Consider the following 21,029-nt stretch of genomic DNA (forward strand, 5'->3'; position numbering starts at 1 on the left):
AAGGACGACGGCGAAACAGACTGTCAACCAACCTGATACACCCAGCGCGTGCCCGTCACGGCGGAGCGCGATAATCGTCCTGCCTTGGATTGTTCGGCCGTCTGATCCCCGTCGACGTTGACATTGAATACAAGGTTAGCGAGCACCGCGAACCTTACCAGTGCCGCGCGGCGCGCCCGGCGGGCATGTACCTGGATATCCCTGTGGCGCAGCATCTTCAATAATGCAACCGTTTGAGAACCGCCGCGATCATCCGAAGGATCTCAGCGCGTCGGCGACATCGGGGGAGTAGACAATCGAGCGGTCCACCGCGGCGGCGGTACGCAGCGTCGCAACCAGTGCGGCAGCTGCGAACTCGACGAGTGCTTCCACCTCGATGTCACGCTGGGTGATGCGGTCGATCATCATCTCGTCAAGGTATCCGACCCAGCCGTGCATGGCCGTGCGCAGTGCCGGTGCCACGGGCTCAATGATGCCCAACGTCGATAGGATCCGTTCTGCGCCCATCCAGCGGAGGCGTTCGATCGCAGCCTGGTGTTCGGCATCCGCACCCAGTGCGCCCCGTAACAGCGCGACGAAACTGTCGGAGTACGAATCCATGTGGGCGATGTGAGCGCGCAACCCGTGGCGCAACTGTTCGATCAGCGGGGCGCCAGCGGGCAACGCAGACAGCTGCGTGGCCGCGATCTCGGCCGCGATCTCGTTCATCACAGCCAGGTACAAGCCACGCTTGTTGTCGAAGTGGTGCGCGATCAACCCGTAGGCGACACCGGCGTTCTTCGCGATCGCCGACGTGGTGACCTGCTCGTAGGGCCGGGTGACAAAGAGCTTTCGGGCTGCGTCGATGATCAGCTGACGCCGATCGGCGACGGCCGGTTTGGGACCCATCAGTTCGGGCTCACCGGATCGGCCAGTGCGTCTCGGGTATTGACTCGTCGGCCGCCGATGGTGGCGACGAGCCGACCAATGGCTGGAATCTCGATGGGGAGGAGGGAGTAGCCGGGGTAGACGACGCGTGTTGCGTTGCGCTGCAATGCCCGCACGACCGCAGCCGCGGTGGAGGCCGGTGACACTGGTGTCAGAGTCCGCGGAGGTGTTGTCTTCCAGGGCAGTTCGTCGATGTCACGGAGCGCGGTATCGGTGGCGCCCGGCACCACTTCCAGCACCCTGATCGGCGTCTCGGCCAGTTCCAGGCGCAGTGACCGGGTGGCCTGGGCCAGTGCGGATTTCGACGCTGCGTAATAGCCAAGCAGCGGTAGTGGCACCGCCTGCACGGTCGAGGTGACATTGACGATCGTGCCGGCGCCGGCCGCGTGCATGGCGGGCAGCAGGGCGGCTGTGAGCGCGAGTGGGGACCACAGGTTGACCTCGAACACTTCCCGCGCTGCCGCCGAATCGGTGAGCAGTGACTGCGGCCCGGTCAGGTTGGCGCCGGCATTGTTGATCAGGATGTCCACCCCGCCCCCTAGAGCCTCTAACGCCCGATTACCCAGGGCAGCGGCTGAGCCGGGTTCGGCCAGGTCGGCCCGAAGCACGATCGGGCGACGCATGCCGCCATCGGCAATCTCATCTGCCAACTGGTCGAGCAGATTCTCGCGACGGGCAGCGAGCCCGAGCGTCGCTCCCTTGCGCGCCAATCCGAGGGCCAGTTCACGACCGATGCCACTCGATGCGCCGGTCAGCACTACGCGTTTGCCGTGCAGGTCCATCCGTCGTTTCCGCATATCTACTCCGTAGAAAGCCGGTGGGTTCCGAGCCACCGTTGCACACTGACTGATAATCAGTCAACTTCCGAAATGAAGGAGGCAGCTGTCGTGCCGCAGGCCGAATACTGGTGCCCGACGGGGATGCCGACCACTATGGACGGATGCGTGACAGGTGGAATGACATGTGTGGGCGCCTGTGAAGACGGGTGCCCAGGTGGTGATACAGCAGCTGCTCACCGAGGGTGTCGAGGTGTGCTTCGCCAACCCCGGCACGTCGGAGATGCATTTCGTTGCAGCGCTGGACACTGCCCCGTCGATGCGCCCGGTGCTGTGTCTGTTCGAGGGCGTGGCCACCGGGGCAGCTGACGGGTACGCGCGGATCACGGGCACTCCCGCGGCCACCCTGTTGCACCTCGGTCCGGGGATGGCCAATGGACTGGCGAATCTGCACAACGCCCGGCGGGCCCACACTCCGGTCGTCAACATCGTCGGCGACCACGCCACGCATCACAAATCCCTTGACGCACCGCTGGAATCGGACATCGATGCCCTCGGCACGTGGCTGAACGGTTCGGTGCACCGGCCGGGCTCGGCCGCAGACCTCGGTGTGGCGGTCCGTGACGCGGTCCGCAGCGCTATCGGCCCACCCGGGCGGGTGGCCACGGTGATCCTGCCGGCCGACTTCTCCTGGGGCGCCGCAGTGCAGAATCCGCTGCCCGACGTCGATGTGCCCCACGAGCCGGTCGGCGATATCGACCTCACCGGGGCCGCGGAATTGCTTCGCAACCACGGCGACAAAGTGACGATCCTGCTGGGCGGTGCCGCCACCACCGCAGCCGGGCTGACCGCCGCGGCGCGTATCCGCGAGGCCACCGGTGCGCGCGTGCTGGTCGAAACATTCCCTGCCCGCCTGGCCAGGGGGCGGGGTGTACCCGCGATCGACCGGCTGCAGTATCTCGCTGAAATGGCAACCGAACAACTCAGCGGCACAACACAACTCATCCTGGCGGGAGCTGGCAGACCGGTCTCGTTCTTTGCCTATCCGGGCAAGCCGAGCGATCTCGTCCCGGCGGATGCACAGGTGCATACCTTGGCCGTCGCCGATGTGGAGAAGCTTGCCGACAAACTCGGTGGCATCCTCGCGCGGAAACCTGACGCAGTCCCGGGCGATCTGCCCCGCGGGCCACTCAGCGTGCAGAACTGGGCTCAGGTCATCGGCGCGTTGCTGCCCGAGAACGCCATCATCTCCGACGAGGCCAACACGAGCGGGTTTCTCCTGCCGGCAGCGACCGCGACCGCACCGCCACATGATGTGCTGACACTCACAGGCGGTGCGATCGGGCAGGGTCTGCCGGTCGCGGTCGGCGCGGCGGTCGCCGCGCCGCACCGGCCGATCATCGCTCTACAGGCCGACGGCAGTGCGGTGTACACCATTTCGGCTTTGTGGACGATGGCCCGCGAGCACCTCGACATCACTGTGGTGATCCTCAACAACCATGCCTACGCCATCCTGCAGATGGAACTGCAGCGAGTCGGGACCAGTGCCACCGGTGAGCGATCCCAGTCGCTGCTCGACATCGGCAATCCCGACATCGACTTCGTCGCCATCGCACAGGGTTTCGGGGTGCCGGCCACCCGGGCTGCCACCGCCGAGGACCTGGCGGCACAATTCAGCGCCGCGCTGGCCGAACCGGGGCCGCACCTCATCGACGCCGTGCTGACGTAGCCTCAGACCTCGAGCCGGCTGATCAACTGGCCCGTGGGCGTTTCTCCAGTACTAGCTGGGCCAACGGAATTCGCATCTCCTCTGGTGCGGCGGCCAGTCGACTGGCGATCCCGGCTTCCAGCCGGTCGAAGAATTGGGTGAGTCTCGCAGGGTCGTCGTCGATTGCCTGGCCCAGCTCGCCGAACACCGCGAACCGGCAGAACGCTGCCCAGCGGGCTCCAAAAGCATTGGCGTCCTTGTCGGTCCGGTACAGATTGAAGATCCTGTCCTCGGCGTCGAACACCTCGAGGTGGTCGATCGACAGACGCTCGAACCGGCCCGACGGGGCGAACGGCGCGGCGAAATCCGCCGCGCGACGGCCCACTAACGGCAGCGTCATGCGCGCCATCTCATCGGGTCGCACCACCCCGTTGGCGGCCAGCTCCCGCAGCGTGTCCATGATCGCGCCGAACAGGGCCCGGTAACCGAAATCGCCGTCCTCGCCGAGAGCCATCGTCAGCACCACGAGGCGACCGCCGGGAGACAGCTCGCGGCCACGGAACGCCACGAACTCGTGCCAGTCGAACGCAGCCTGCCTGGCGTAGGCGGCACGGACCTGTGCATCGGTGCTATAGGCCACCACGATGTGGTCGGTGACTGGCATCGGCACCTCGCCGAGTCGCAGAATGGCCCACGCTGACCAACCCAGATTCACGCTGTTCGACGGCAGGATCTGGGTGTAATAGGACCGGCCCACCGCGGAGGTATATGTCGCCGAATCCTTGCGCAGGTAGGAATCCGGATCGTCGGACAGGTTGTGGAACATCGTGGTGAAGTCGTTGCCGGGAGTGTCAGTGTGCGTCACAAGAATTGAATGTTCGGGCCTGGTGCGGCCGCGAACCGCCGTGATGGCCGCTCCGATCGGCTGCATCGCATTGTGGCCGTCGCCCGAGCCGTAGTCGGCGATGACGATCGGGTTCGGCGCGGCCGGCAAGGGAACGGCGCGAGCCGCCTGTTCGAAAAGCTTGATCGTAGAACTCAACCCCGCGGCCTGCAGCCGAGGTGTCGGTCTCTGACGCTTACCGCCGCCGGTCAGATCCGGTCGGGCGGTGACTCTGGATTCCGGCATGGCTAGTTCCGTCGTCGCCGATGCAGCAGCAGTCCGATGAGAAGTCCCACAACGAAAATGATGACCAAGATGAGCCACATCGGCGACTCGACGGTCACCCACAGCACGTGCACCCCCACCCGGCTGCGGTTCTGCGCGACGAAGATCGCTGCCAAGGCGACGAGGATCAGGGCCACCCAGTAGCGCAGCGCGAACCGGCGGACCGGCCCACCGACCGGCGGGGCTACTTCGTCGCGGGCCATCTGACCTCCTGGGCTATGCGGGCGGCGCGGTGCCGACCATGTCCATCAAAGGATCGGCCGGCCCGATGTCGAGGGTGCACTCGTCGGGCCGGGGGTCGGGCATGTACGCCCAGAACAGCGCGCCCGCGGCGCCGTGCTCGCGCAAGGCGGTGATTGTCCCGCTCAGTTCTCGCTGGCGGTCCTCCGGCGACCGGCATGACCCTGCCTCCAAACCGAGTTCGGCGACGAGCAGTGGCTTGTTGACCGCACGGGCCTGCTCGACACGCAACTGCAGGCCGTGGTACGGATCGCCGGGCAGGTCATCGGTGGCCTCGTAGTAGTGATACTCCAGCACGTCCAAACCGGGAGATGCGCCCACCAGCGCGAAGTCGTCGCCGGAGGATCCGCACTGCCCGCCACCGGCGTGGCCACTGAAGATCAGGGTGTCGGGATCCAGCTCGCGGATCCGTGCCCCGGTGTCATCGAAGAAGCGGCGCAATACCGTCGCGGAATCGGACGGGCATGCCGTGTTGGACCAATGGCACTCGTGGTCCATGCAGTAGGCGGGTGTGGGCTCGCCCACCGCGCTCCAGCCCGCGACGGCCGGCAAGCGTCCCCACCGCTTGACCGCGGTGTCCAACCAGTCAGCGAACGACATCGGCAGCCCGTGCGAAATGTCGGTGCGCCACCCTCCGGCGTACCAGTCGTGGTCCTTGATATAGCCGTGCTCGCAAGAACCTTCGTGGCTGGTGAGTACCGGGATCAGCAACTGTCCGTGCCAGTCGGCCGCGTCGAAGACGGCGTCCAGTGCGGTGAAGTCGAGCCGGCCGGTCGTTTTGTTCACGGCCATACTGGAATTGATGGCTACCCGCGTCAGCGAGTGCGGCGGCAGGCTGCGGAAGTAGCCGTCGAGCGCCACCTCCGAGCCGCAGCCCACGTTGATGTCCCAATTGGTGCCGAGCGAGTAGGCGTTGATACCGATCGGCCACCAAGGTTGGCCCCCAAGGGTCAGCGAGGTTCCCGATACGCCGAGCCGAGGGATGGGCGGTGGAGGGCTGGGCGATGAAGTGCTCGTGGGCGGGGACGGCGCCGAGGGTCGCGGAGGCGGTGGCGAGCAGGCCACCGCGAGCATCACGGCCATGCACAGACAAACCACCCTGCCCACCGGTCGCCCGACCATTCGTCCAGGCTAGTGCCCCCTGGCCACCCAGTCGTCGTAGTGGACGATCTCGTCGCCGATGGTCGTGGTATCCCCGTGACCGGTGTAGACGACCGTCTCGCCCGGTAGCTTGCCCAGCCGTTTCGAGATCGAGTCCAGAATCGTCGGGAAGTCCGAGAACGACCGGCCGGTCGCGCCCGGGCCGCCCTGGAACAAGGTGTCACCGGAGATCACGGCGTTCAGCTCGGGGATCGACCAGCAGACCGATCCGGGGGAGTGCCCCGGGGTGTGCAGGGCATGCAGTTCGATGCCGCCCGCGCGCAACACCGTATCGTCCTCGACGGTGCGGAAGTCCTTGTCGGGGTGGACAGCTCGCCACAACATCTCGTCGGCCGGGTGCAGCAGCACCGGGGCGTCCAGCGCCGCGCCCAACTCGGGGGCGACGGTGATGTGGTCGTTGTGGCCGTGCGTGCAGACCACGGCGACCACGTTGCGACCGCCGACGGCCTCGACGATCGGGGCTGCGGTGTGGGCAGCGTCGAACACCACGACGTCAGACGCATCTCCGACGATCCAGATGTTGTTGTCGACGTCCCAGCTGCCGCCGTCGAGTTCGAATTTGCCGCTGGTCACGACCCGCTGGATGTTGCTCATGCTTGTCTCCTCTTCGCGCGAGCGCTCATCGGTCGAGCACCACTACCGAGCGCAGCACCTCACCGGCGTGCATCTTGTGGAATGCGTCCTCGATACCGTCCAGGCCGATGCGTTCGGAGACGAACTTCTCCAGCGGCAGCCGGCCCTGCAGGTAGAGGCTGATGAGGGTGGGAAAGTCGCGCTCGGGCAGGCAGTCGCCGTACCACGAGGACTTCAGGGACCCGCCGCGGGAGAAGAAGTCCACCAGCGGCATTTCCAGGGTCATATCCGGGGTGGGTACGCCGACGAGCACGACGGTGCCGGCCAGGTCGCGGGCGTAGAACGCCTGCTTCCAGGTTTCCGGGCGGCCGACGGCGTCAATCACCACGTCGGCCCCGAAGCCGTCGGTCAGATCCTGAATCGTGGCGACGGGGTCCAGTTCGCGGGCATTGATGGTGTGGGTGGCGCCGAAGTCGCGCGCCCAGTTCAGCTTCTTGTTGTCGGTGTCGACGGCGATGATCTTCTTCGCGCCGACCAGTGCGGCACCGGCAATGGCCGCATCGCCCACGCCGCCGCAGCCGATCACCGCGACGGTGTCATCGCGGGTGACCGCGCCGGTGTTGATGGCTGCGCCGATGCCTGCCATCACCCCGCAGCCGAGCAGCCCGGCCACCGCCGGGTCGGCATCAGCGTCGACCTTGGTGCACTGCCCCTCGTGCACGAGGGTCTTGTCGGCGAACGCGCCGATGCCCAACGCGGGGGACAGTTCGGTGCCGTCGGTCAGGGTCATCTTCTGCGCGGCGTTGAAGGTGTCGAAGCACAGGTGCGGACGGCCGCGTTTGCACGCCCGGCATTGGCCGCAGACCGCACGCCAGTTGAGGATGACGAAATCGCCGGGCTCGACGTTTGTGACGCCCTCGCCGACGGCCTCCACGGTGCCGGCCGCCTCGTGACCGAGCAGGAATGGATACTCGTCGTTGATGCCGCCCTCGCGGTAGGTGAGGTCGGTATGGCAGACCCCGCAGGCGATCACGTCGACCACCACTTCACCTGGACCCGGATCCGGGATGACGATGTCGACCAACTCGACGGGCTGCTTCTTACTCCGGGAAATCACACCACGCACAGTCTGAGGCATGGCTCATAACCTAGCGGTGGCCCGTTGACCTGTCGCGGGAGCCTCTCGCGTAATACCGTGGGCAGCAATCATGACGGCCCCAGGATCAGCGGCTCGGGCAAAGAACGATCCCACCCTGAACGAGGGGCGGGCCGCGTTCGCGCGTGGTGACTGGCCTGCTGTCTATGAGGCGTACGTCCGGGCCGACAGTGTCGGGCCGATGACACTCGACGACCTTGACGCGTACGCCACCGCAGCGTGGCGGCTGGGCCACAGCAGAGAGGCGGTCAGACTCGCCGAGCGGGTCTACGGACAGATGGTGCGCTCCGACCCGCCCGCCGCCGCGATGAAGGCACTCGACATCGCGCTGGAATGGCTCACTCGCGGCGACGTGAACATCGCCCAAGGCTGGATGAACCGGGCCCGCAGGCTGCTGGCGGATACTGCGGCGGGGCCCACTCACGGCTACCTGGCCTACCTCGACGCCTTCCTGGCAGTCGCGCAGCAGGACCTCGACGAGCTCACGAGGCGGGCCGAGCAGATGCGGGCCCTGTGTGAACCGTTGGAGGATCCGTCACTGACGTCGCTGTGCCTGGTGGCCCAGGCGATGGCCGCTTTCTACGACGCGCGCGTCGCCGACGGCTATGCGCTCGTCGACGAGGCGTTCCTGCCGCTGCTGGCCGGTGACGTGCGGGTGGAATGGGCGGGGGACATCTACTGCGTGGTGCTCAACCTGTGCCACAAGCTTGCCGACCGGCCCAGAATGCGGTCCTGGACGGACGCAATGGAGCGGTGGTGCGATGTCAACAGCACCTCTACTTACTACCGGGTCTGCGACGTGCACCGGTTGCAGCTCGCCGCAGCTGACGACGACTATCGCCGGCTGGAGGACGAATTGTTCACCGCCAGTTCGGCATTGGAAGGAGTAAACGCCTGGGTCGGTGGCGAGGGTTTCTATCAGCTTGGGGAGGTGCGAAGGCTGCGCGGTGACTCCGACGGCGCGCTGGCCGCGTTCGCGAAGGCCCGCAGCCTCGGCGTCGACCCGCAACCAGGTGAGGCCCTGCTGCGCTGCAGTCTGGGGCAGAGCCAGGCCGCCTGGGCGGACCTGCGGGTCGCGCTGGCCGGGGCCGGGCGGCTGGACCGGATGCGGATGCTACGGGCCGCCGTGGTGGTGGCGTTGGCCCGCGGCGACCTCGACGAGGCGCAGCGGCACAGTCGTGAACTCACTGAAGGCGCCGAGGCTTTCGGCACCCCGGGATACCGCGCCTGGGCCGCGCACGCGCGTGGCGCGCTGCAGGTGCGGCTTGGCGAGCACAGCGCCGCCCTGGCGAGCCTGGGAGCCGCGCTGCGCGAGTACCGGACGCAACAGGCGCGATTCGAGATCGCCGAGGTATACGAGTGGATGGCCTTGGCGCACAGGGGCCTTGGCGACGAATCCGCCGCGGCTGCCGATATCGCGACTGCGGAGAACATCTACGAGCAACTGGCCGTGCAACCCAGCGGAGTGTGTGGGCGGGGCAGTCCCGGCGGGCTTACCCGGCGCGAGGTCGAGGTGCTGCGGGCAATCGCAAGCGGAGCGACCAATCGTCAGGTCGCGCAGCAGATGGTCGTCAGCGAGAAGACCGTCGGCAGGCATTTGGCCAACATATACGCCAAGCTCGGGGTGTCGAGCCGAACCGCTGCGGTGGCGTGGGCGCACGCCAACCACGTGCTGTAGCTACATCATTTGCGCCAGTTCCGACCCCGCACATCTGCATGGTTTGGCCGATGTGGTGAGCGCCCGGGCGGCCTACCGTCAATCCATGACGACACTCGACACAACGCAAGGCGCCCAGCCCGAAGGCGCCGAAGATTTCGCCGAACGGATGATGGACACGATCGACAGTGCCTGTCTTGCCGTTCTGATCAGCATCGGACACCAGACCGGATTGCTCGACGCCATGGCCGCGCTACCGTCGGCCACCAGCGAACAGATCGCGGATGCCGCTGGGCTCAACGAACGCTATGTGCGGGAATGGTTGGGCGGCTTGGTATCCGGTGGGATCGTCGCCTACGACCCGGGGTCCTCGACATACCACCTGCCGCCCCACCGAGCGGCGGCGCTGACCCGGTCGGCCGGACCGGACAATCTCGCCCGGGTGGCGCAGTTCATCTCGCTGTTCGGCGAGGTGGAACAGAGAATCATCGGCTGCTTCCACAACGGTGGTGGATTGGCGTACGACCAGTACCCACGATTCCACGCGCTGATGGCCGAGGAGAGCGGCGAGGTGTTCGACGCCGCCTTGATCGACGCGATTCTCCCGCTCGTCGACGGCCTACCGGAGCAGCTGCGCGCTGGAGCCGACGTCGCCGACCTCGGCTGCGGCAGCGGCCATGCCATCAACCTGATGGCGCATGCCTTCCCCGCCAGCCGGTTCACCGGAATCGACTTCTCCGACGAGGGCCTGGCGGTGGCAACCGCCGAGGCGGCCAGCCTGGGTCTGACCAATGCGACGTTCGAGGCGCACGATGTGGCCGAACTCGGCCTGACCGAGGCGTATGACGTCGTCACGGCGTTCGACGCCATTCACGATCAGGCCCGACCGGCACAGGTTCTCAGCAATGTGTACCGCGCGCTGAAACCCGGCGGCGTCTTCCTGATGGTCGATATCAAGGCCTCAAGCCAACTCGAGGACAACGTCGGCGTGCCGCTCCGGCCGTTCTTCTACACCGTGTCGACGATCCATTGCATGTCTGTGTCACTGGCCTACGACGGTGCGGGCCTGGGCACGGCCTGGGGCCGGCAGTTGGCCACCGCGATGTTGCGTGACGCCGGTTTCAGCGACATCACGGTGACCGAAGTCGATTCCGACGCGATGAATTACTACTACATCGCCCGCAAGTAGTCGCCGGGAGCCGACTAGGCTCCAGCGCGATGAAGGCGCTCGATGTACTCGACGACTGGCCGGTCCCGACTGCTGCCGCGGCAGTGGTCGGGCCGTCCGGCGTGTTGGCCACCCACGGCGACGCCGGCAAGCCGTTCGCGTTGGCTTCGGTGACCAAGCCGTTGGTGGCCCGGGCCGCGCAGATCGCGATCGAGGAGGGTGTCGTCGAACTCGACACCCCGGCCGGTCCGCCCGGCTCGACGGTGCGACACCTGTTGGCGCACGCATCCGGGGTCTCGATGAATTCAGCCGAGGTGAATGCCCGCGTGGGTCAGCGGCGCGTCTACTCCAACTACGGATTCGAGTTGCTCGCGCGGGCCATCGAGGAGGCCGCTGAGATCGAGTTCGGCCGCTATCTGACCGAGGCGGTGTTCGAGCCGCTCGGGATGTCGGCGTCGAAGCTGCTGGGCGGCGCGGAGGCCGCCGGATTCGGCGGGGTGTCGACGGTCTCCGACCTTGCGGCGTTCGCGGGGGAGTTGCTGCGGCCGGCTCTGGTGTCCCAAGCCATGCACACCGAGGCGATCTCGGTTCAGTTTCCGGGTCTGGCAGGTGTGCTGCCGGGGTTCGGGTCGCAGCGGCCCAACGACTGGGGGCTGGGTTTCGAACTCCGCGACAGCAAATCCCCGCATTGGACCGGATCGGCGAACTCGTCGGCCACATTCGGGCATTTCGGCCAGTCAGGGACGTTCTTGTGGGTTGACCCGAGCGCTGACGTGGCGTTGGTAGCACTCACCGACCGGGACTTCGGGGACTGGGCATACACGCTGTGGCCGTCAATTTCTGACGGTGTGCTGAGAGAAATCGGCACAGACTAGCGCAACAGGCGCCACACAAGGCACAATAGACACGCACGGCACAACTGCATCTCTTTGGTAACGCCAGGTCGTTGGGGAAGACGTCCCTCGTGGAGCCGAAGGAGAAGCAGATGCGTGCATCGAACCAGTTCGCCGACGCGGCGACAGGCGTGGTGTACATCCACGCCTCACCCGCGGCGGTATGCCCGCATGTCGAGTGGGCGTTGTCGTCGACCCTGTCGGCGAGGGCCAACCTGAAGTGGACCCCGCAACCGGCCATGCCAGGCCAGCTACGCGCGGTCACCAACTGGGTTGGACCGGTCGGCACCGGAGCGCAGTTGGCCAACGCCCTGCGGTCCTGGTCGGTGCTGCGGTTCGAGGTGACCGAAGACCCCAGCGCGGGCGTCGACGGTCACCGGTGGTGCCACACCCCGCAACTCGGTCTGTGGAGCGGTGTCATGAGCGCCAACGGTGACGTGATGGTCGGCGAGATGCGGTTGCGCACGCTCATGGCCGGCGGTGCGGACATGCTGGCCGCCGAGATGGACTCCGTGCTCGGCACGGCATGGGACGAATCCTTGGAGCCCTACCGCGACGGCGGCGACAGTGGCGAGGTCAGCTGGCTCAACAGGGGCGTGGGATAACTTCCTCAGCCACGCTGCCAGAGGCAATAGCCGCTGAATGTGACGGTGAACATGTGATCGCTGACCTCGAACGTCAGCGGTCGGCCCGGATCGGCCGATAGCTTCTCCGGTGCGGACGTCTCGCCTGCGGCTACAACGTCGACGCGCTCGGCGCTGCATCGTGCTTCGGCAGTCTGCGGGGTGCCTGTCCACGCGCCCGCCTTGGCCTCTGGATTCCGTCGACCCTGACCGTGCACGATCAGTTCGGGACCTGTGGTCAACCAGCGGTCCGACGACGGATACGGATTGTGCAACTGCTGCCAGACGCCGCCGTTGCAGTGCAGCAGCGGCTGTCCGGCACTCGGTCCGGGGCGCGTCAAGACGCCCTCGAAGCTCTCCGAGCAGGGCGAGTCCGCCCGCGGCGGTGTGCTCTGGGGCGGGCCGGGCGGCGGCGGTTCCGGATTGGCCTGCGCGCACGCACTCGCGCCGACCGCGGCGCCCAGCATAAAAGCCGCCGCAGTCCACGCAAGTGGGCCGTTCATCTACACCGACATCGTCTTCATCGGCTCCAGGTCGGTCTGCATCAGGCGCACGTTGTACTCACCCCAGTAGGACAGGTTGTAGTAGATGTACTGCGAGTTGTCGACGACGTTGCCGTCGGCGTCGGTGGTGTTGAAGTAGTCGGTGCCCGACATCGGATGCACCATCGGCGCGTACATGCCGGTATTGGTGGCCAGGTTGTTGCTCACCAGAGTGGTGGTATCCGACCACTCGCCTTGCGGTGACTCCGACACCCGCATCACCACGTTGTTGCCCCTGTCGGTGTAGAGCACCACGTACTGGTCCAGGTATTCGTTGTACTGCACGGACATCTCGCTGACATGGCCGTTGGTGGGCAGGCCGCCGACCCAGATGCCGTTGGCGATCTTGCTGAAGAAGCCGAACGTGAAACAGTCGATGACGTTGTACAGCCGCGGCAGGAAATCGGTTTCGCTTGAGCCGAACACCGGAACGGCGGCCGACGGATCGCCTGTCACCCACTGGCCCTGGCCGGCCGAATCCTCGCCTGACCAGTACTCGTAGGCATCCAAGTTGGTGATCTGGTCCTTCTCGACCCGCGCCAGGTAAGCCGAGCCCTGCCGGCCGGAAGGCGTCCCGTACACGTAGACGTACTGGTCGGCGGGGTCGTCCGACATCACCAGGGCGTTCTGCTGGAAATGCTCGTCGCCGGGCACGTAGGCCGGGCCCGCGCGCAGCCAACCCGACGAGCGCACCGTGTCTTCGTCGACCGTCCAGGTCTCGCCGCCGTCGGTGGAGTACGCGATGGCCGCGTAGTTGGTGGTCCAGCTGCCGGGGTTGTCCCAGGTGCGGATCGACATCACCGTCGCGTACTGGGTGATGTTCCCTTCGTCGTCGGTTATCGCGATTGCCGAGGTCGGGATCATCGTGTAGGTCCGGCCGAACAGGCCGTCGTAGCCGGGGTCGTAGATGATCTGGGCGGCGCCGGCCGGCGGACCGTCGGTGCCGTACCACTCGGGCGTGCCGGGGACACCGGGACCCGCGCCGGCGTGGATCAGCGCGTCGCTGAACTGGAGGCCGTCGGTGAGGTCGGTGTCGCTGGTCCGGAACAGCACGTTGTTTCGCCAGTCCCCGGTCATGTTCGGCCCACTGTAGGTATCGCCGAACAGCGTGTAGATGATCGCCTTTCCAGTTTCAGGATCGGTGTATCCGCTGACCCACATGATGCCGAGGTCAGTGCCCGCGACGTACCAGTGGTCGGTTTCACCGGGACCGGTGACCCACGGGAGTTTGCTCGTGAAGTCGGTTAGCGACGACGGGACCTGGGGTTTGGGCGTCAGATCGTCGGTCGGCACCGCGACTGCCGCCATCGGCTGGATCTCGCTGTCGGCCGTGCCCTCGGCCACCACGGACGCCGCATCATTGGCCGACACCAGACTGGTGCCGATCGGGTTGATCGAACGCTCGAATTCCCGTCGTGCCCAGGCCATCACGGCCCACATCGCAGGCGACTGGGAGGGCGCCACGGGGCTGGTGCCCGCACCCACCGGGGACAGGCCGGCGGCCGCGAGCAGCGCCGAGACCACCGGCACTGCGGTGATCTTGGGCGGCTCAACAGGGGCACTGGCCTGTGCGGTGGCCGGGGCGGTCAAGCCGCGCGGCACAACGTTTTCGGCGACAGTCTTGGCGACGGGCTCGACGAGGTTCTCTTTGATGTTTTCGGTGATTTTCTGGCCGGCCTCTTCGACTTTGACGACCACGGTGTCGCGACGCTGCCTGCTGTCCAGCTCGGGCACTTTGTCCGCGGCCGCCGGGGTGATCGTGGTCTCGGATTTCTCGACGCGCACGTGCTGCCGAGCGCGGGTGGGCTTGCCGACCGGCTCAGACTCGGTGGCGCCGGGCCTGGTGGCCCTCCGTGGCTTCTCGAGTCGACTCTGGCTGCGCTTCAAAGCGTCTGTCGCGCCGTCGATGCCCGACTCGACGTCCTTGCGGATCCGCTCGCCGAGTTTCGACAGAGGGCCCGTGCGGGTCGGCTTTGTCGCAGCGCCGGATTCGGCGGGCTTCTTGGGGGCGGACTCGCCGTCGGTGCTGCTGGTGCTGGCTTTGTCGGAGCTGCTGCCCTCGTCGGCCCATGCGACGGCCGTTCCCGACGTCAACGCGGTTCCGATGCCCAGCGCGACCGCAAGAGCGCCGACGCGACCGATGTACTTACTTGAATCCATGACGCTCCGCACCCGTTCCGCTGTGTGTCGATTCGCCCCGGCCCGATCGAAAGGTACCGCGTCCCGCGCGGAGTGCGCAGCAAACACGCCCAAATCAGCGATTGTCGGACTGGGCCACCAGGATCTTCAGCGCGGCGGGCACCGCCGACACGGTCACCGGGAGTGCGGCAGCGAAATCCCCGTCGGCATAGGCGTTGATGATCGGGGAGTTGCCGGGACAATCCACTCTGACCGTCGCGGCCCGTTTCGTGGTGACCTCGTCGAGGTTGACGTGCGTGCCCTTGAACACTGTCGGAAACAATCGGATCAATCTGGTGCGAGAAGCCGATGACACCATCGTGACGTCGAGCAGTCCGTCGGAGTGGTCGGCACCGGGGCAGATCAGCATGCCGCCGCCGTAGCTTTTCGTGTTGCCGAATGCGGCGAGGGTCAACTCGGTACGGATCTCGGGTCCGTCATCGAACGTGAGCCGGAACGGCAGCAACCGCAACTTGGACATCTCGGCGACCATCGCGACGTTGTAGCGCATCCGGCCGTGCGGCCACCGCATCCGGTTGGTCCGGTCGCTGACCAGTGAGTCGAACCCGGCGGCCATGACCGTGCCGAACCATTTGACCGCCCCGTCCGCGCTCTCGATGCGGCCCAGGTCGACGGTTTCGGTATGGCCGTCGGCCACGATATCGGCTGCGGCCTCGGGATTGCCTGTCGGGAGCCGATATTCGCGGGCGTGGTCGTTTCCGGTCCCGGCCGGCACGATGCCCAGCGGGACGTCGCCCTGGGCCAGCGCCTGCAGTGCCAGTGAGATGACCCCGTCACCCCCGACCACCACCAACGCGTCGGTGCCGGCCTCCAGCGCCTCGTCGACCAGGCGGCGGGCGTGTGCGGCGTCGGTTCCGACGATCGCGCATACGTCGACCCCGCGCTGCTGGAACCGGGTGATCGCCCGCTCGGCGGCGTGCGGCGCATTGCCGTGCCCGGACAGCGGGTTGGTCAGCACCGTGACCCGGCTGATATTCATTTTGCTCCTCGCGTGCGCGGAATCACGGAATCAGCTTGCCGGGGTTGAGGATTCCAGCCGGATCCAGCGTGGCCTTGACTGCGCGCAGGACCTCGACACCGAGGTCGCCGATCTCGTCGCGCATCCACGGTCGGTGGTCGGCGCCGACCGCATGGTGGTGCGTGATGGTGCCGCCGTTCCGCACCATGGCCTCTGACGCCGCGGCTTTGGCCTTGCGCCACTGTTCGATCGGGCTACCACGTTGGGCAGTGACGACCGTGAAGTACAGCGAGGCGCCGGTGGGGTACACATGCGAAATGTGGCACAGCACAAGGGCAGGCTCGAGTTCGGCGGTCAGTGCCTCGGTGACGGCAGTTTTCAGCGCGGCGACGTTCGACCAGTTGGTTGCGGTCTCCAGTGTCTCGCACAGCGCGCCCGCCACCAGCAGCGAATCGCGCAGATACGGCGCACCGAAGCGGCCGTGCTCCCAGGCCAGACCGGGAGCCTCCCCGAGCGAGGTGCCGCCGTGCTGTTCGAGGACGGCACGGGTTTCGGCGTGGCGACTCTCGGTGTGCGCTGCAGTGCCCTCGAACACCGTGATGGCCAGGCATCCTCCGGTAATACTCTGCTGCCCAATGTTTTCCGTGGTAGCAAGATTCACCCCGGTCTCGGCTTCGTCGGAGAGCCGGATCACCGTCGGCCCGGTGCCGGTCTGGGTGACTGCGCGCAGCGCGGCGGAGCCGGTGGCGAAATCCGGGAATGACCATGCCTCATAGCGCGTCGACTCTGGAACGCGGTGTACCCGGACCCGCACCCGCGTGATGATCCCGAACACGCCCTCGGAGCCGACGATGAGTTGGCGCAGATCGGGGCCCGCCGCCGAGGCCGGTGCCCGGCCCAAGTCGAGCGTGCCGGCCGGGGTGACCGCGCGCAGTCCGCGGACCATGTCGTCGAAGCGGCCGTAACCTGCCGAATCCTGCCCGGATGATCTGGTCGCGGCGAATCCGCCGATCGTGGCGAACTGGAAGCTCTGGGGGAAATGGCCCAACGAGAATCCGTGCGCGCCAAGCAGTTTCTCGGCCTGAGGTCCGGTTACCCCGGCTCCGAGCTCAGCTTCGCCGGATACCTCGTCGATGCTGTGCAATGCGTCGAGTCGGCGTAGGTCCAGCGTGAGGACCGCACCGAACTCGCCGCGCAGCGGATCCAGCCCGCCCACCACGCTCGTGCCGCCGCCGAAGGGCACTACCGCGATCCTGTGCTCGCTGCAGAACCGGAGCACCTCGGCGACCTCGTCTTCGTCGGCGGGGAGCAGTACCGCGTCGGGAGCATCCTGCACACCGGAATCCTTGCGGCGCAAGAGGTCCAGCGTGGACTTGCCGCCTGCATGCAGCAGCCGGGACGTGTCGTCGGTGCCGCAGTACGGGGCGCCCACGATGGCGGCCAGCGCGTCGCGATCGGCATCGGCCAGTGCGGAAGGCCGCAGTCGCACCTGGTCGGGCGTCAACTCGGTTGCCGGGGCGTCGTCGACGCCGAGTGCCTGCTTCAGCAGGGCGCGAATGCCGTCGGACAGCGGCTTGGCTGCCTGCGGATCTCCCCAGGCGTTCCACTTCATCGGGGGCAACAACTGCTCGTCCGGCTGCATCATGCGTTACAGTATTACACATGGCGTCAATCAGTAACGATGAATCGCTCGGCGACCGGATTCTCGAGGCGGCCGCCAGCTGCGTGCTGGCCTTCGGCGTCGAGCGGGTCATGCTGGCCGAGATCGCACGCCGTGCCGGAGTCAGCCGGCCCACGGTGTACCGGCGTTTCCCGGATACCCGCTCGATCCTTGCCGCGCTGCTGACCGCCCGGATCGTGCGTGTGCTCGACGAAGTCGAGAGTGCACGTTGCGATCGGGAGGCCCTGGTGACGCGGATCGTCACGGTGGCCCAACGGCTGCGCCACGACGAGGTGATCATGGCGGTGCTGCACACCGCGCCGGAAGTGGCGATGGTCTATATCGCCGAGCGGCTGGGTACCAGTCAGCAGATCCTCATCGACGCGGTCGCCGGCGAGCTGAAACTCGCCCAAGAACACGGCAGTGTGCGCGAGGGGGATCCGCATCAGCTCGCCACCATGTGCCTGCTGATCACGCAGTCCGCCATCCAGTCCGCGCAGATGGTCGAGCCGATCCTCGACGCGGACGCGCTCGCCACCGAACTGACCCATTCCCTGAACGGATACCTGAAGCCGTGACCGGCCAGACTGCACTCAACGGCGCCCGCCGCACCACCGAACTCACCGCGCTGGCCGACGGCGAGCGTCTCGACGTGATCGTCATCGGTGGCGGCATCACCGGGGCAGGCATCGCGCTGGACGTCGCCACCCGCGGGTTGACCGTGGCGCTGGTGGAGAAACACGACCTGGCGTTCGGCACCAGCCGGTGGAGCTCCAAGCTCGTGCACGGCGGGCTGCGTTACCTGGCCACCGGCAATGTCGGCATCGCCCGCCGCAGTGCCGTCGAACGCGGAATCCTGATGACCCGTAACGCTCCTCATCTCGTCAAGGCCATGCCGCAGCTGGTCCCGCTGCTGCCGTCGATGAGCCGGTCCTCGCGTGCTCTGGTTCGGTTCGGCTTCGCGGCAGGCGATGGGCTGCGCAAACTTGCAGGCACGCCCGCCGCCACATTGCCCCGGTCGTGCCGCGTCGACGCGCAACGTGCCGTCGAACTGGCGCCGACCGTGCGCCGCGAGGGCCTCGACGGCGCCTTCCTGGCCTATGACGGTCAACTCATCGACGACGCCCGGTTGGTCACCGCCGTTGCGCGGACCGCTGCCCAGCACGGCGCCCGCATCCTCACCCGGGTATCGGCCGCCCACGCTCACGGGAATTCGGTGCGTCTCACCGACCAATTCACCGGGGAATCGTTCGACGTGACCTCCCGCGTCGTCATCAACGCCGCCGGGGTGTGGGCCGGGGAGGTGGATCCGTCGATCAGGCTGCGGCCCAGCCGGGGCACGCACCTGGTGTTCGATGCCGAAGCATTCGGCAATCCCACCGCAGCCCTGACGATTCCGATTCCAGGCGAGCTGAACCGCTTCGTGTTCGCCATGCCGGAGCAGCTGGGCCGGGTGTATCTGGGTCTCACCGACGAGGATGCGCCGGGGCCGATACCCGATGTGCCGCATCCGACTACGGACGAGATCTCGTTCCTCCTCGACACCGTGAACACCGCCCTGTCCACCGCGTTGACGACCGACGACGTGCGCGGTGCCTACGCGGGGCTGCGGCCGTTGATCGACAAGGGACAGGGCCACACCGCCGACGTATCGCGCGAGCACGCGGTCGTCGAATCACCCAACGGCGTCATCAGCGTGATTGGCGGGAAGCTCACCGAATACCGGTACATGGCAGAGGATGTGCTGGATCGTGCGGTGGCCCTGCGCGGCCTGGCGGCTGCGGCGTGCCGCACCCGCAATCTCCCGCTGGTGGGTGCGCCGGCCAATCCCGTGACCACGCTGCGCTCGTCGACCGAGCTGCCCGGTTCGTTGGTGGCCCGCTACGGCGCCGAGGCGCACAACGTGATCGCGCAGGCCAGTTGTGAGCGCCCCATCGATCCGGTGGCCGACGGAATCGACGTCACCCGAGCCGAATTCGAGTACGCGGTCACCCACGAGGGGGCGCTGAACGCTGACGACATCCTGGACCGGCGTACCCGCATCGGCCTGGTCGCCGCGGACCGGGAGCGTGCCGCGGCCGTTGCAGCGGAGATGCTTGCCGTGCACAGTTGACCGGCGAGCAGACGCAAATGTGCCCCAAATCAAGCGATTTGGGGCACATTTGCGTCTGCTCGCGCAGGAAAGAAAGGTTACAGCGGGATGTTCTTGTGCCGACCGCGGCGATGCGGTGCCTCGGCCAGGGCCTGCGTCAGCCTGCTGCGGGTGTGCGACGGGTCGATCTTCTCGTCCACCACGCCGATCTCGATCGCGGCATCCACGCCGCCTGCGATGCGCTCGTGTTCCTCGGCGAGCTGTTCGTGCAGTGCGTCGCGGTCCTCGGGAGCTGCGGCGGCCAGCTTCTTCTTGTGCAGGATGCCGACGGCTGCCTTGGCGCCCATCACGGCGACCTCCGCGTCCGGCCAGGCGAACACCTTGGTGGCGTTCAACGACCGCGAGTTCATCGCGATGTAGGCGCCGCCGTAGATCTTGCGGGTGACCAGCGTGACGCGGGGGACCGTCGACTCGCCGAAGGCGTGCAGCAGTTTGGCACCGCGGCGCACCACGCCACCCCACTCCTGATCGACACCGGGAAGGTAGCCCGGCACGTCGACGACGACGACCAGTGGAATGCCGAACGCGTCGCACAACCGCACGAAACGTGCTGCCTTCTCCGCGCTTTCGGAGTTCAGGCAGCCGCCAAGCCGCAGTGGGTTGTTGGCCAGCACGCCGACGCTGCGTCCGGCCAGCCGGCCAAGACCCACGACCATCGAGGGCGCCCACTTGGCCTGGAATTCCTCGAACGGCACGCCCTCGTCCAGCAGCGCCGAGATCAGCGGGTGCACGTCGTAAGCGCGGCGGGCCGATTCCGGCAGCAGCGCGGTCAGGTCCGTGTCGCCGGCCTCGGCCTTGCTGCGGTCGAAATGGCCCTGCTGGCAGAATAATCCGACCAGGCGACGGCCACGCTCGTAGGCGTCAAGCTCGTCGTTCGCGACGATGTGGCACACGCCCGACTTCTTGTGGTGGGCTTCCGGTCCACCGAGCGACACCATGTCGACGTCCTCGCCGGTGACGCTGCGCACCACGTCCGGACCGGTGACGAACACCTTGCTGTCCGGGGCCATGACGATCACGTCGGTCAGCGCGGGCCCGTAGGCGGCGCCACCGGCCGCGAAGCCGACCACCACCGAGATCTGCGGGATGTAGCCCGACGCACGGATCATCGCCTCGAAGACCAGGCCGACCGCGTGAAGTGCCTTGACGCCCTCGGCCAGTCGCGCGCCGCCGGAGTGCCAGATGCCCACGATCGGGCTCTGCTCCTCAATGGCGGTGTCGTAGGCATTGACGATGTGGGCGCACCCTTCGATGCCCATCGCGCCGCCCATGACGGTGCCGTCGGTGCAGAACGCAACCGTACGAACGCCGTTGACCGTGCCGGCCGCGGCCAACACGCCTGAGCGATCCCGCTCGTGCAGCAGCTCGACGCTGCCGTCGTCGAAGAACATCCTCAGGCGCAAAGCTGGATCACGCGGATCGAGCGACTCGGCAGCCGCCTCGGGGGCCATGATCGTCATACAAACCT

The 21,029-nt window shown here is 66.9% G+C and carries 19 protein-coding genes; 7 read left to right on the top strand and 12 right to left on the bottom strand.

What is annotated here, in order from left to right:
* Positions 1–249: 249 nt before the first annotated feature.
* Both ABQF30_RS19070 and ABQF30_RS19075 read right to left on the bottom strand, forming a co-directional pair.
* On the bottom strand, positions 250–888 hold the full coding sequence (locus ABQF30_RS19070) for a TetR/AcrR family transcriptional regulator (protein ID WP_448466615.1): 639 nt from the start codon (positions 886–888) through the stop codon (positions 250–252).
* Complete coding sequence (locus ABQF30_RS19075; protein WP_448466617.1) at positions 888–1,724, bottom strand: SDR family NAD(P)-dependent oxidoreductase; 837 nt, start codon at positions 1,722–1,724, stop codon at positions 888–890. Before ABQF30_RS19075 ends, ABQF30_RS19070 begins: the two co-directional genes overlap by 1 nt.
* A gap of 166 nt (positions 1,725–1,890) precedes the next feature.
* Between ABQF30_RS19075 and ABQF30_RS19080 the strand changes: the two genes are divergently transcribed.
* Complete coding sequence (locus ABQF30_RS19080; protein WP_448466619.1) at positions 1,891–3,432, top strand: acetolactate synthase large subunit; 1,542 nt, start codon at positions 1,891–1,893, stop codon at positions 3,430–3,432.
* Positions 3,433–3,454: 22 nt separating this feature from the next.
* Here the strand turns inward: ABQF30_RS19080 and ABQF30_RS19085 are convergent, their stop codons facing one another.
* Genes ABQF30_RS19085 through ABQF30_RS19105 form a run of 5 tightly spaced genes read right to left on the bottom strand, consistent with a single transcriptional unit; the run spans position 3,455 to position 7,691 of the window.
* Positions 3,455–4,540 carry a class I SAM-dependent methyltransferase gene (locus ABQF30_RS19085; protein WP_448466621.1) on the bottom strand — a complete coding sequence of 362 codons (1,086 nt, stop codon included), beginning with the start codon at positions 4,538–4,540 and terminating at the stop codon, positions 3,455–3,457.
* 2 nt (positions 4,541–4,542) lie between these two features.
* A complete protein-coding gene (locus ABQF30_RS19090) occupies positions 4,543–4,782 on the bottom strand; it encodes a DUF1049 domain-containing protein (RefSeq protein ID WP_448466623.1) in 240 nt (79 codons plus the stop codon).
* Positions 4,783–4,795: 13 nt separating this feature from the next.
* Entirely contained in the window at positions 4,796–5,902 is a 1,107-nt protein-coding gene (locus ABQF30_RS19095) for a glycoside hydrolase family 5 protein (protein ID WP_448466625.1), read from the bottom strand.
* Between the two features lie 48 nt (positions 5,903–5,950).
* Complete coding sequence (locus ABQF30_RS19100; protein ID WP_448466627.1) at positions 5,951–6,574, bottom strand: MBL fold metallo-hydrolase; 624 nt, start codon at positions 6,572–6,574, stop codon at positions 5,951–5,953.
* 25 nt (positions 6,575–6,599) lie between these two features.
* Complete coding sequence (locus ABQF30_RS19105; RefSeq protein WP_448466629.1) at positions 6,600–7,691, bottom strand: S-(hydroxymethyl)mycothiol dehydrogenase; 1,092 nt, start codon at positions 7,689–7,691, stop codon at positions 6,600–6,602.
* 70 nt (positions 7,692–7,761) lie between these two features.
* Here ABQF30_RS19105 and ABQF30_RS19110 point away from each other — a divergent pair, with 70 nt between their 5' ends.
* The 4 genes from ABQF30_RS19110 (at position 7,762) to ABQF30_RS19125 (ending at position 12,032) form a co-directional block, all read left to right on the top strand.
* Positions 7,762–9,387, top strand: a complete 1,626-nt coding sequence (locus tag ABQF30_RS19110; RefSeq protein ID WP_448466631.1) for a LuxR C-terminal-related transcriptional regulator — start codon at positions 7,762–7,764, stop codon at positions 9,385–9,387.
* 148 nt (positions 9,388–9,535) lie between these two features.
* On the top strand, positions 9,536–10,555 hold the full coding sequence (locus tag ABQF30_RS19115; protein ID WP_448467241.1) for a class I SAM-dependent methyltransferase: 1,020 nt from the start codon (positions 9,536–9,538) through the stop codon (positions 10,553–10,555).
* A gap of 29 nt (positions 10,556–10,584) precedes the next feature.
* The gene (locus ABQF30_RS19120) at positions 10,585–11,409 is read left to right on the top strand and encodes a serine hydrolase domain-containing protein (RefSeq protein WP_448466633.1); all 825 of its coding nucleotides are present in this window, start codon (positions 10,585–10,587) and stop codon (positions 11,407–11,409) included.
* Between the two features lie 110 nt (positions 11,410–11,519).
* Complete coding sequence (locus ABQF30_RS19125) at positions 11,520–12,032, top strand: DUF3145 domain-containing protein (protein WP_448466635.1); 513 nt, start codon at positions 11,520–11,522, stop codon at positions 12,030–12,032.
* A gap of 5 nt (positions 12,033–12,037) precedes the next feature.
* Here ABQF30_RS19125 and ABQF30_RS19130 read toward each other — a convergent pair whose 3' ends face one another.
* The 4 genes from ABQF30_RS19130 to ABQF30_RS19145 form a co-directional block, all read right to left on the bottom strand.
* Positions 12,038–12,553, bottom strand: a complete 516-nt coding sequence (locus tag ABQF30_RS19130; RefSeq protein WP_448466637.1) for a hypothetical protein — start codon at positions 12,551–12,553, stop codon at positions 12,038–12,040.
* Complete coding sequence (locus tag ABQF30_RS19135; protein WP_448466639.1) at positions 12,554–14,752, bottom strand: glycoside hydrolase family 183 protein; 2,199 nt, start codon at positions 14,750–14,752, stop codon at positions 12,554–12,556.
* A 94-nt stretch (positions 14,753–14,846) separates the two neighbouring features.
* Positions 14,847–15,770 carry a diacylglycerol kinase gene (locus ABQF30_RS19140; protein WP_448466641.1) on the bottom strand — a complete coding sequence of 308 codons (924 nt, stop codon included), beginning with the start codon at positions 15,768–15,770 and terminating at the stop codon, positions 14,847–14,849.
* A gap of 22 nt (positions 15,771–15,792) precedes the next feature.
* Positions 15,793–17,361, bottom strand: coding sequence for an FAD-binding oxidoreductase (locus ABQF30_RS19145; protein WP_448467243.1), 1,569 nt, complete (start codon positions 17,359–17,361; stop codon positions 15,793–15,795).
* Positions 17,362–17,411: 50 nt separating this feature from the next.
* Between ABQF30_RS19145 and ABQF30_RS19150 the strand changes: the two genes are divergently transcribed.
* Together ABQF30_RS19150 and ABQF30_RS19155 are read left to right on the top strand one after the other, a co-directional pair.
* A complete protein-coding gene (locus ABQF30_RS19150; RefSeq protein WP_448466643.1) occupies positions 17,412–17,987 on the top strand; it encodes a TetR/AcrR family transcriptional regulator in 576 nt (191 codons plus the stop codon).
* Complete coding sequence (locus ABQF30_RS19155) at positions 17,984–19,522, top strand: glycerol-3-phosphate dehydrogenase/oxidase (RefSeq protein ID WP_448466645.1); 1,539 nt, start codon at positions 17,984–17,986, stop codon at positions 19,520–19,522. Before ABQF30_RS19150 ends, ABQF30_RS19155 begins: the two co-directional genes overlap by 4 nt.
* Before the next feature lie 77 nt (positions 19,523–19,599).
* On the opposite strand, the gene ABQF30_RS19160 is transcribed toward ABQF30_RS19155, so the two are convergent.
* On the bottom strand, positions 19,600–21,021 hold the full coding sequence (locus ABQF30_RS19160) for an acyl-CoA carboxylase subunit beta (protein ID WP_448466647.1): 1,422 nt from the start codon (positions 21,019–21,021) through the stop codon (positions 19,600–19,602).
* Positions 21,022–21,029: the final 8 nt, after the last annotated feature.

It is taken from the genome of Mycolicibacterium sp. XJ870 (assembly GCF_053483975.1).

What these genes read in the sequence shown, in the direction of transcription:
- ABQF30_RS19100 (WP_448466627.1), bottom strand. Translation starts at nt 6,574, where the DNA reads ATGAGCAACATCCAGCGGGTCGTGACCAGCGGCAAATTCGAACTCGAC.
- ABQF30_RS19120 (WP_448466633.1), top strand. Translation starts at nt 10,585, where the DNA reads ATGAAGGCGCTCGATGTACTCGACGACTGGCCGGTCCCGACTGCTGCC.
- ABQF30_RS19070 (WP_448466615.1), bottom strand. Translation starts at nt 888, where the DNA reads ATGGGTCCCAAACCGGCCGTCGCCGATCGGCGTCAGCTGATCATCGAC.
- ABQF30_RS19140 (WP_448466641.1), bottom strand. Translation starts at nt 15,770, where the DNA reads ATGAATATCAGCCGGGTCACGGTGCTGACCAACCCGCTGTCCGGGCAC.
- ABQF30_RS19130 (WP_448466637.1), bottom strand. Translation starts at nt 12,553, where the DNA reads ATGAACGGCCCACTTGCGTGGACTGCGGCGGCTTTTATGCTGGGCGCC.
- ABQF30_RS19090 (WP_448466623.1), bottom strand. Translation starts at nt 4,782, where the DNA reads ATGGCCCGCGACGAAGTAGCCCCGCCGGTCGGTGGGCCGGTCCGCCGG.
- ABQF30_RS19095 (WP_448466625.1), bottom strand. Translation starts at nt 5,902, where the DNA reads ATGGCCGTGATGCTCGCGGTGGCCTGCTCGCCACCGCCTCCGCGACCC.
- ABQF30_RS19145 (WP_448467243.1), bottom strand. Translation starts at nt 17,361, where the DNA reads ATGAAGTGGAACGCCTGGGGAGATCCGCAGGCAGCCAAGCCGCTGTCC.
- ABQF30_RS19110 (WP_448466631.1), top strand. Translation starts at nt 7,762, where the DNA reads ATGACGGCCCCAGGATCAGCGGCTCGGGCAAAGAACGATCCCACCCTG.
- ABQF30_RS19075 (WP_448466617.1), bottom strand. Translation starts at nt 1,724, where the DNA reads ATGCGGAAACGACGGATGGACCTGCACGGCAAACGCGTAGTGCTGACC.
- ABQF30_RS19150 (WP_448466643.1), top strand. Translation starts at nt 17,412, where the DNA reads ATGGCGTCAATCAGTAACGATGAATCGCTCGGCGACCGGATTCTCGAG.
- ABQF30_RS19135 (WP_448466639.1), bottom strand. Translation starts at nt 14,752, where the DNA reads ATGGATTCAAGTAAGTACATCGGTCGCGTCGGCGCTCTTGCGGTCGCG.
- ABQF30_RS19160 (WP_448466647.1), bottom strand. Translation starts at nt 21,021, where the DNA reads ATGACGATCATGGCCCCCGAGGCGGCTGCCGAGTCGCTCGATCCGCGT.
- ABQF30_RS19115 (WP_448467241.1), top strand. Translation starts at nt 9,536, where the DNA reads ATGATGGACACGATCGACAGTGCCTGTCTTGCCGTTCTGATCAGCATC.
- ABQF30_RS19085 (WP_448466621.1), bottom strand. Translation starts at nt 4,540, where the DNA reads ATGCCGGAATCCAGAGTCACCGCCCGACCGGATCTGACCGGCGGCGGT.
- ABQF30_RS19105 (WP_448466629.1), bottom strand. Translation starts at nt 7,691, where the DNA reads ATGCCTCAGACTGTGCGTGGTGTGATTTCCCGGAGTAAGAAGCAGCCC.
- ABQF30_RS19125 (WP_448466635.1), top strand. Translation starts at nt 11,520, where the DNA reads ATGCGTGCATCGAACCAGTTCGCCGACGCGGCGACAGGCGTGGTGTAC.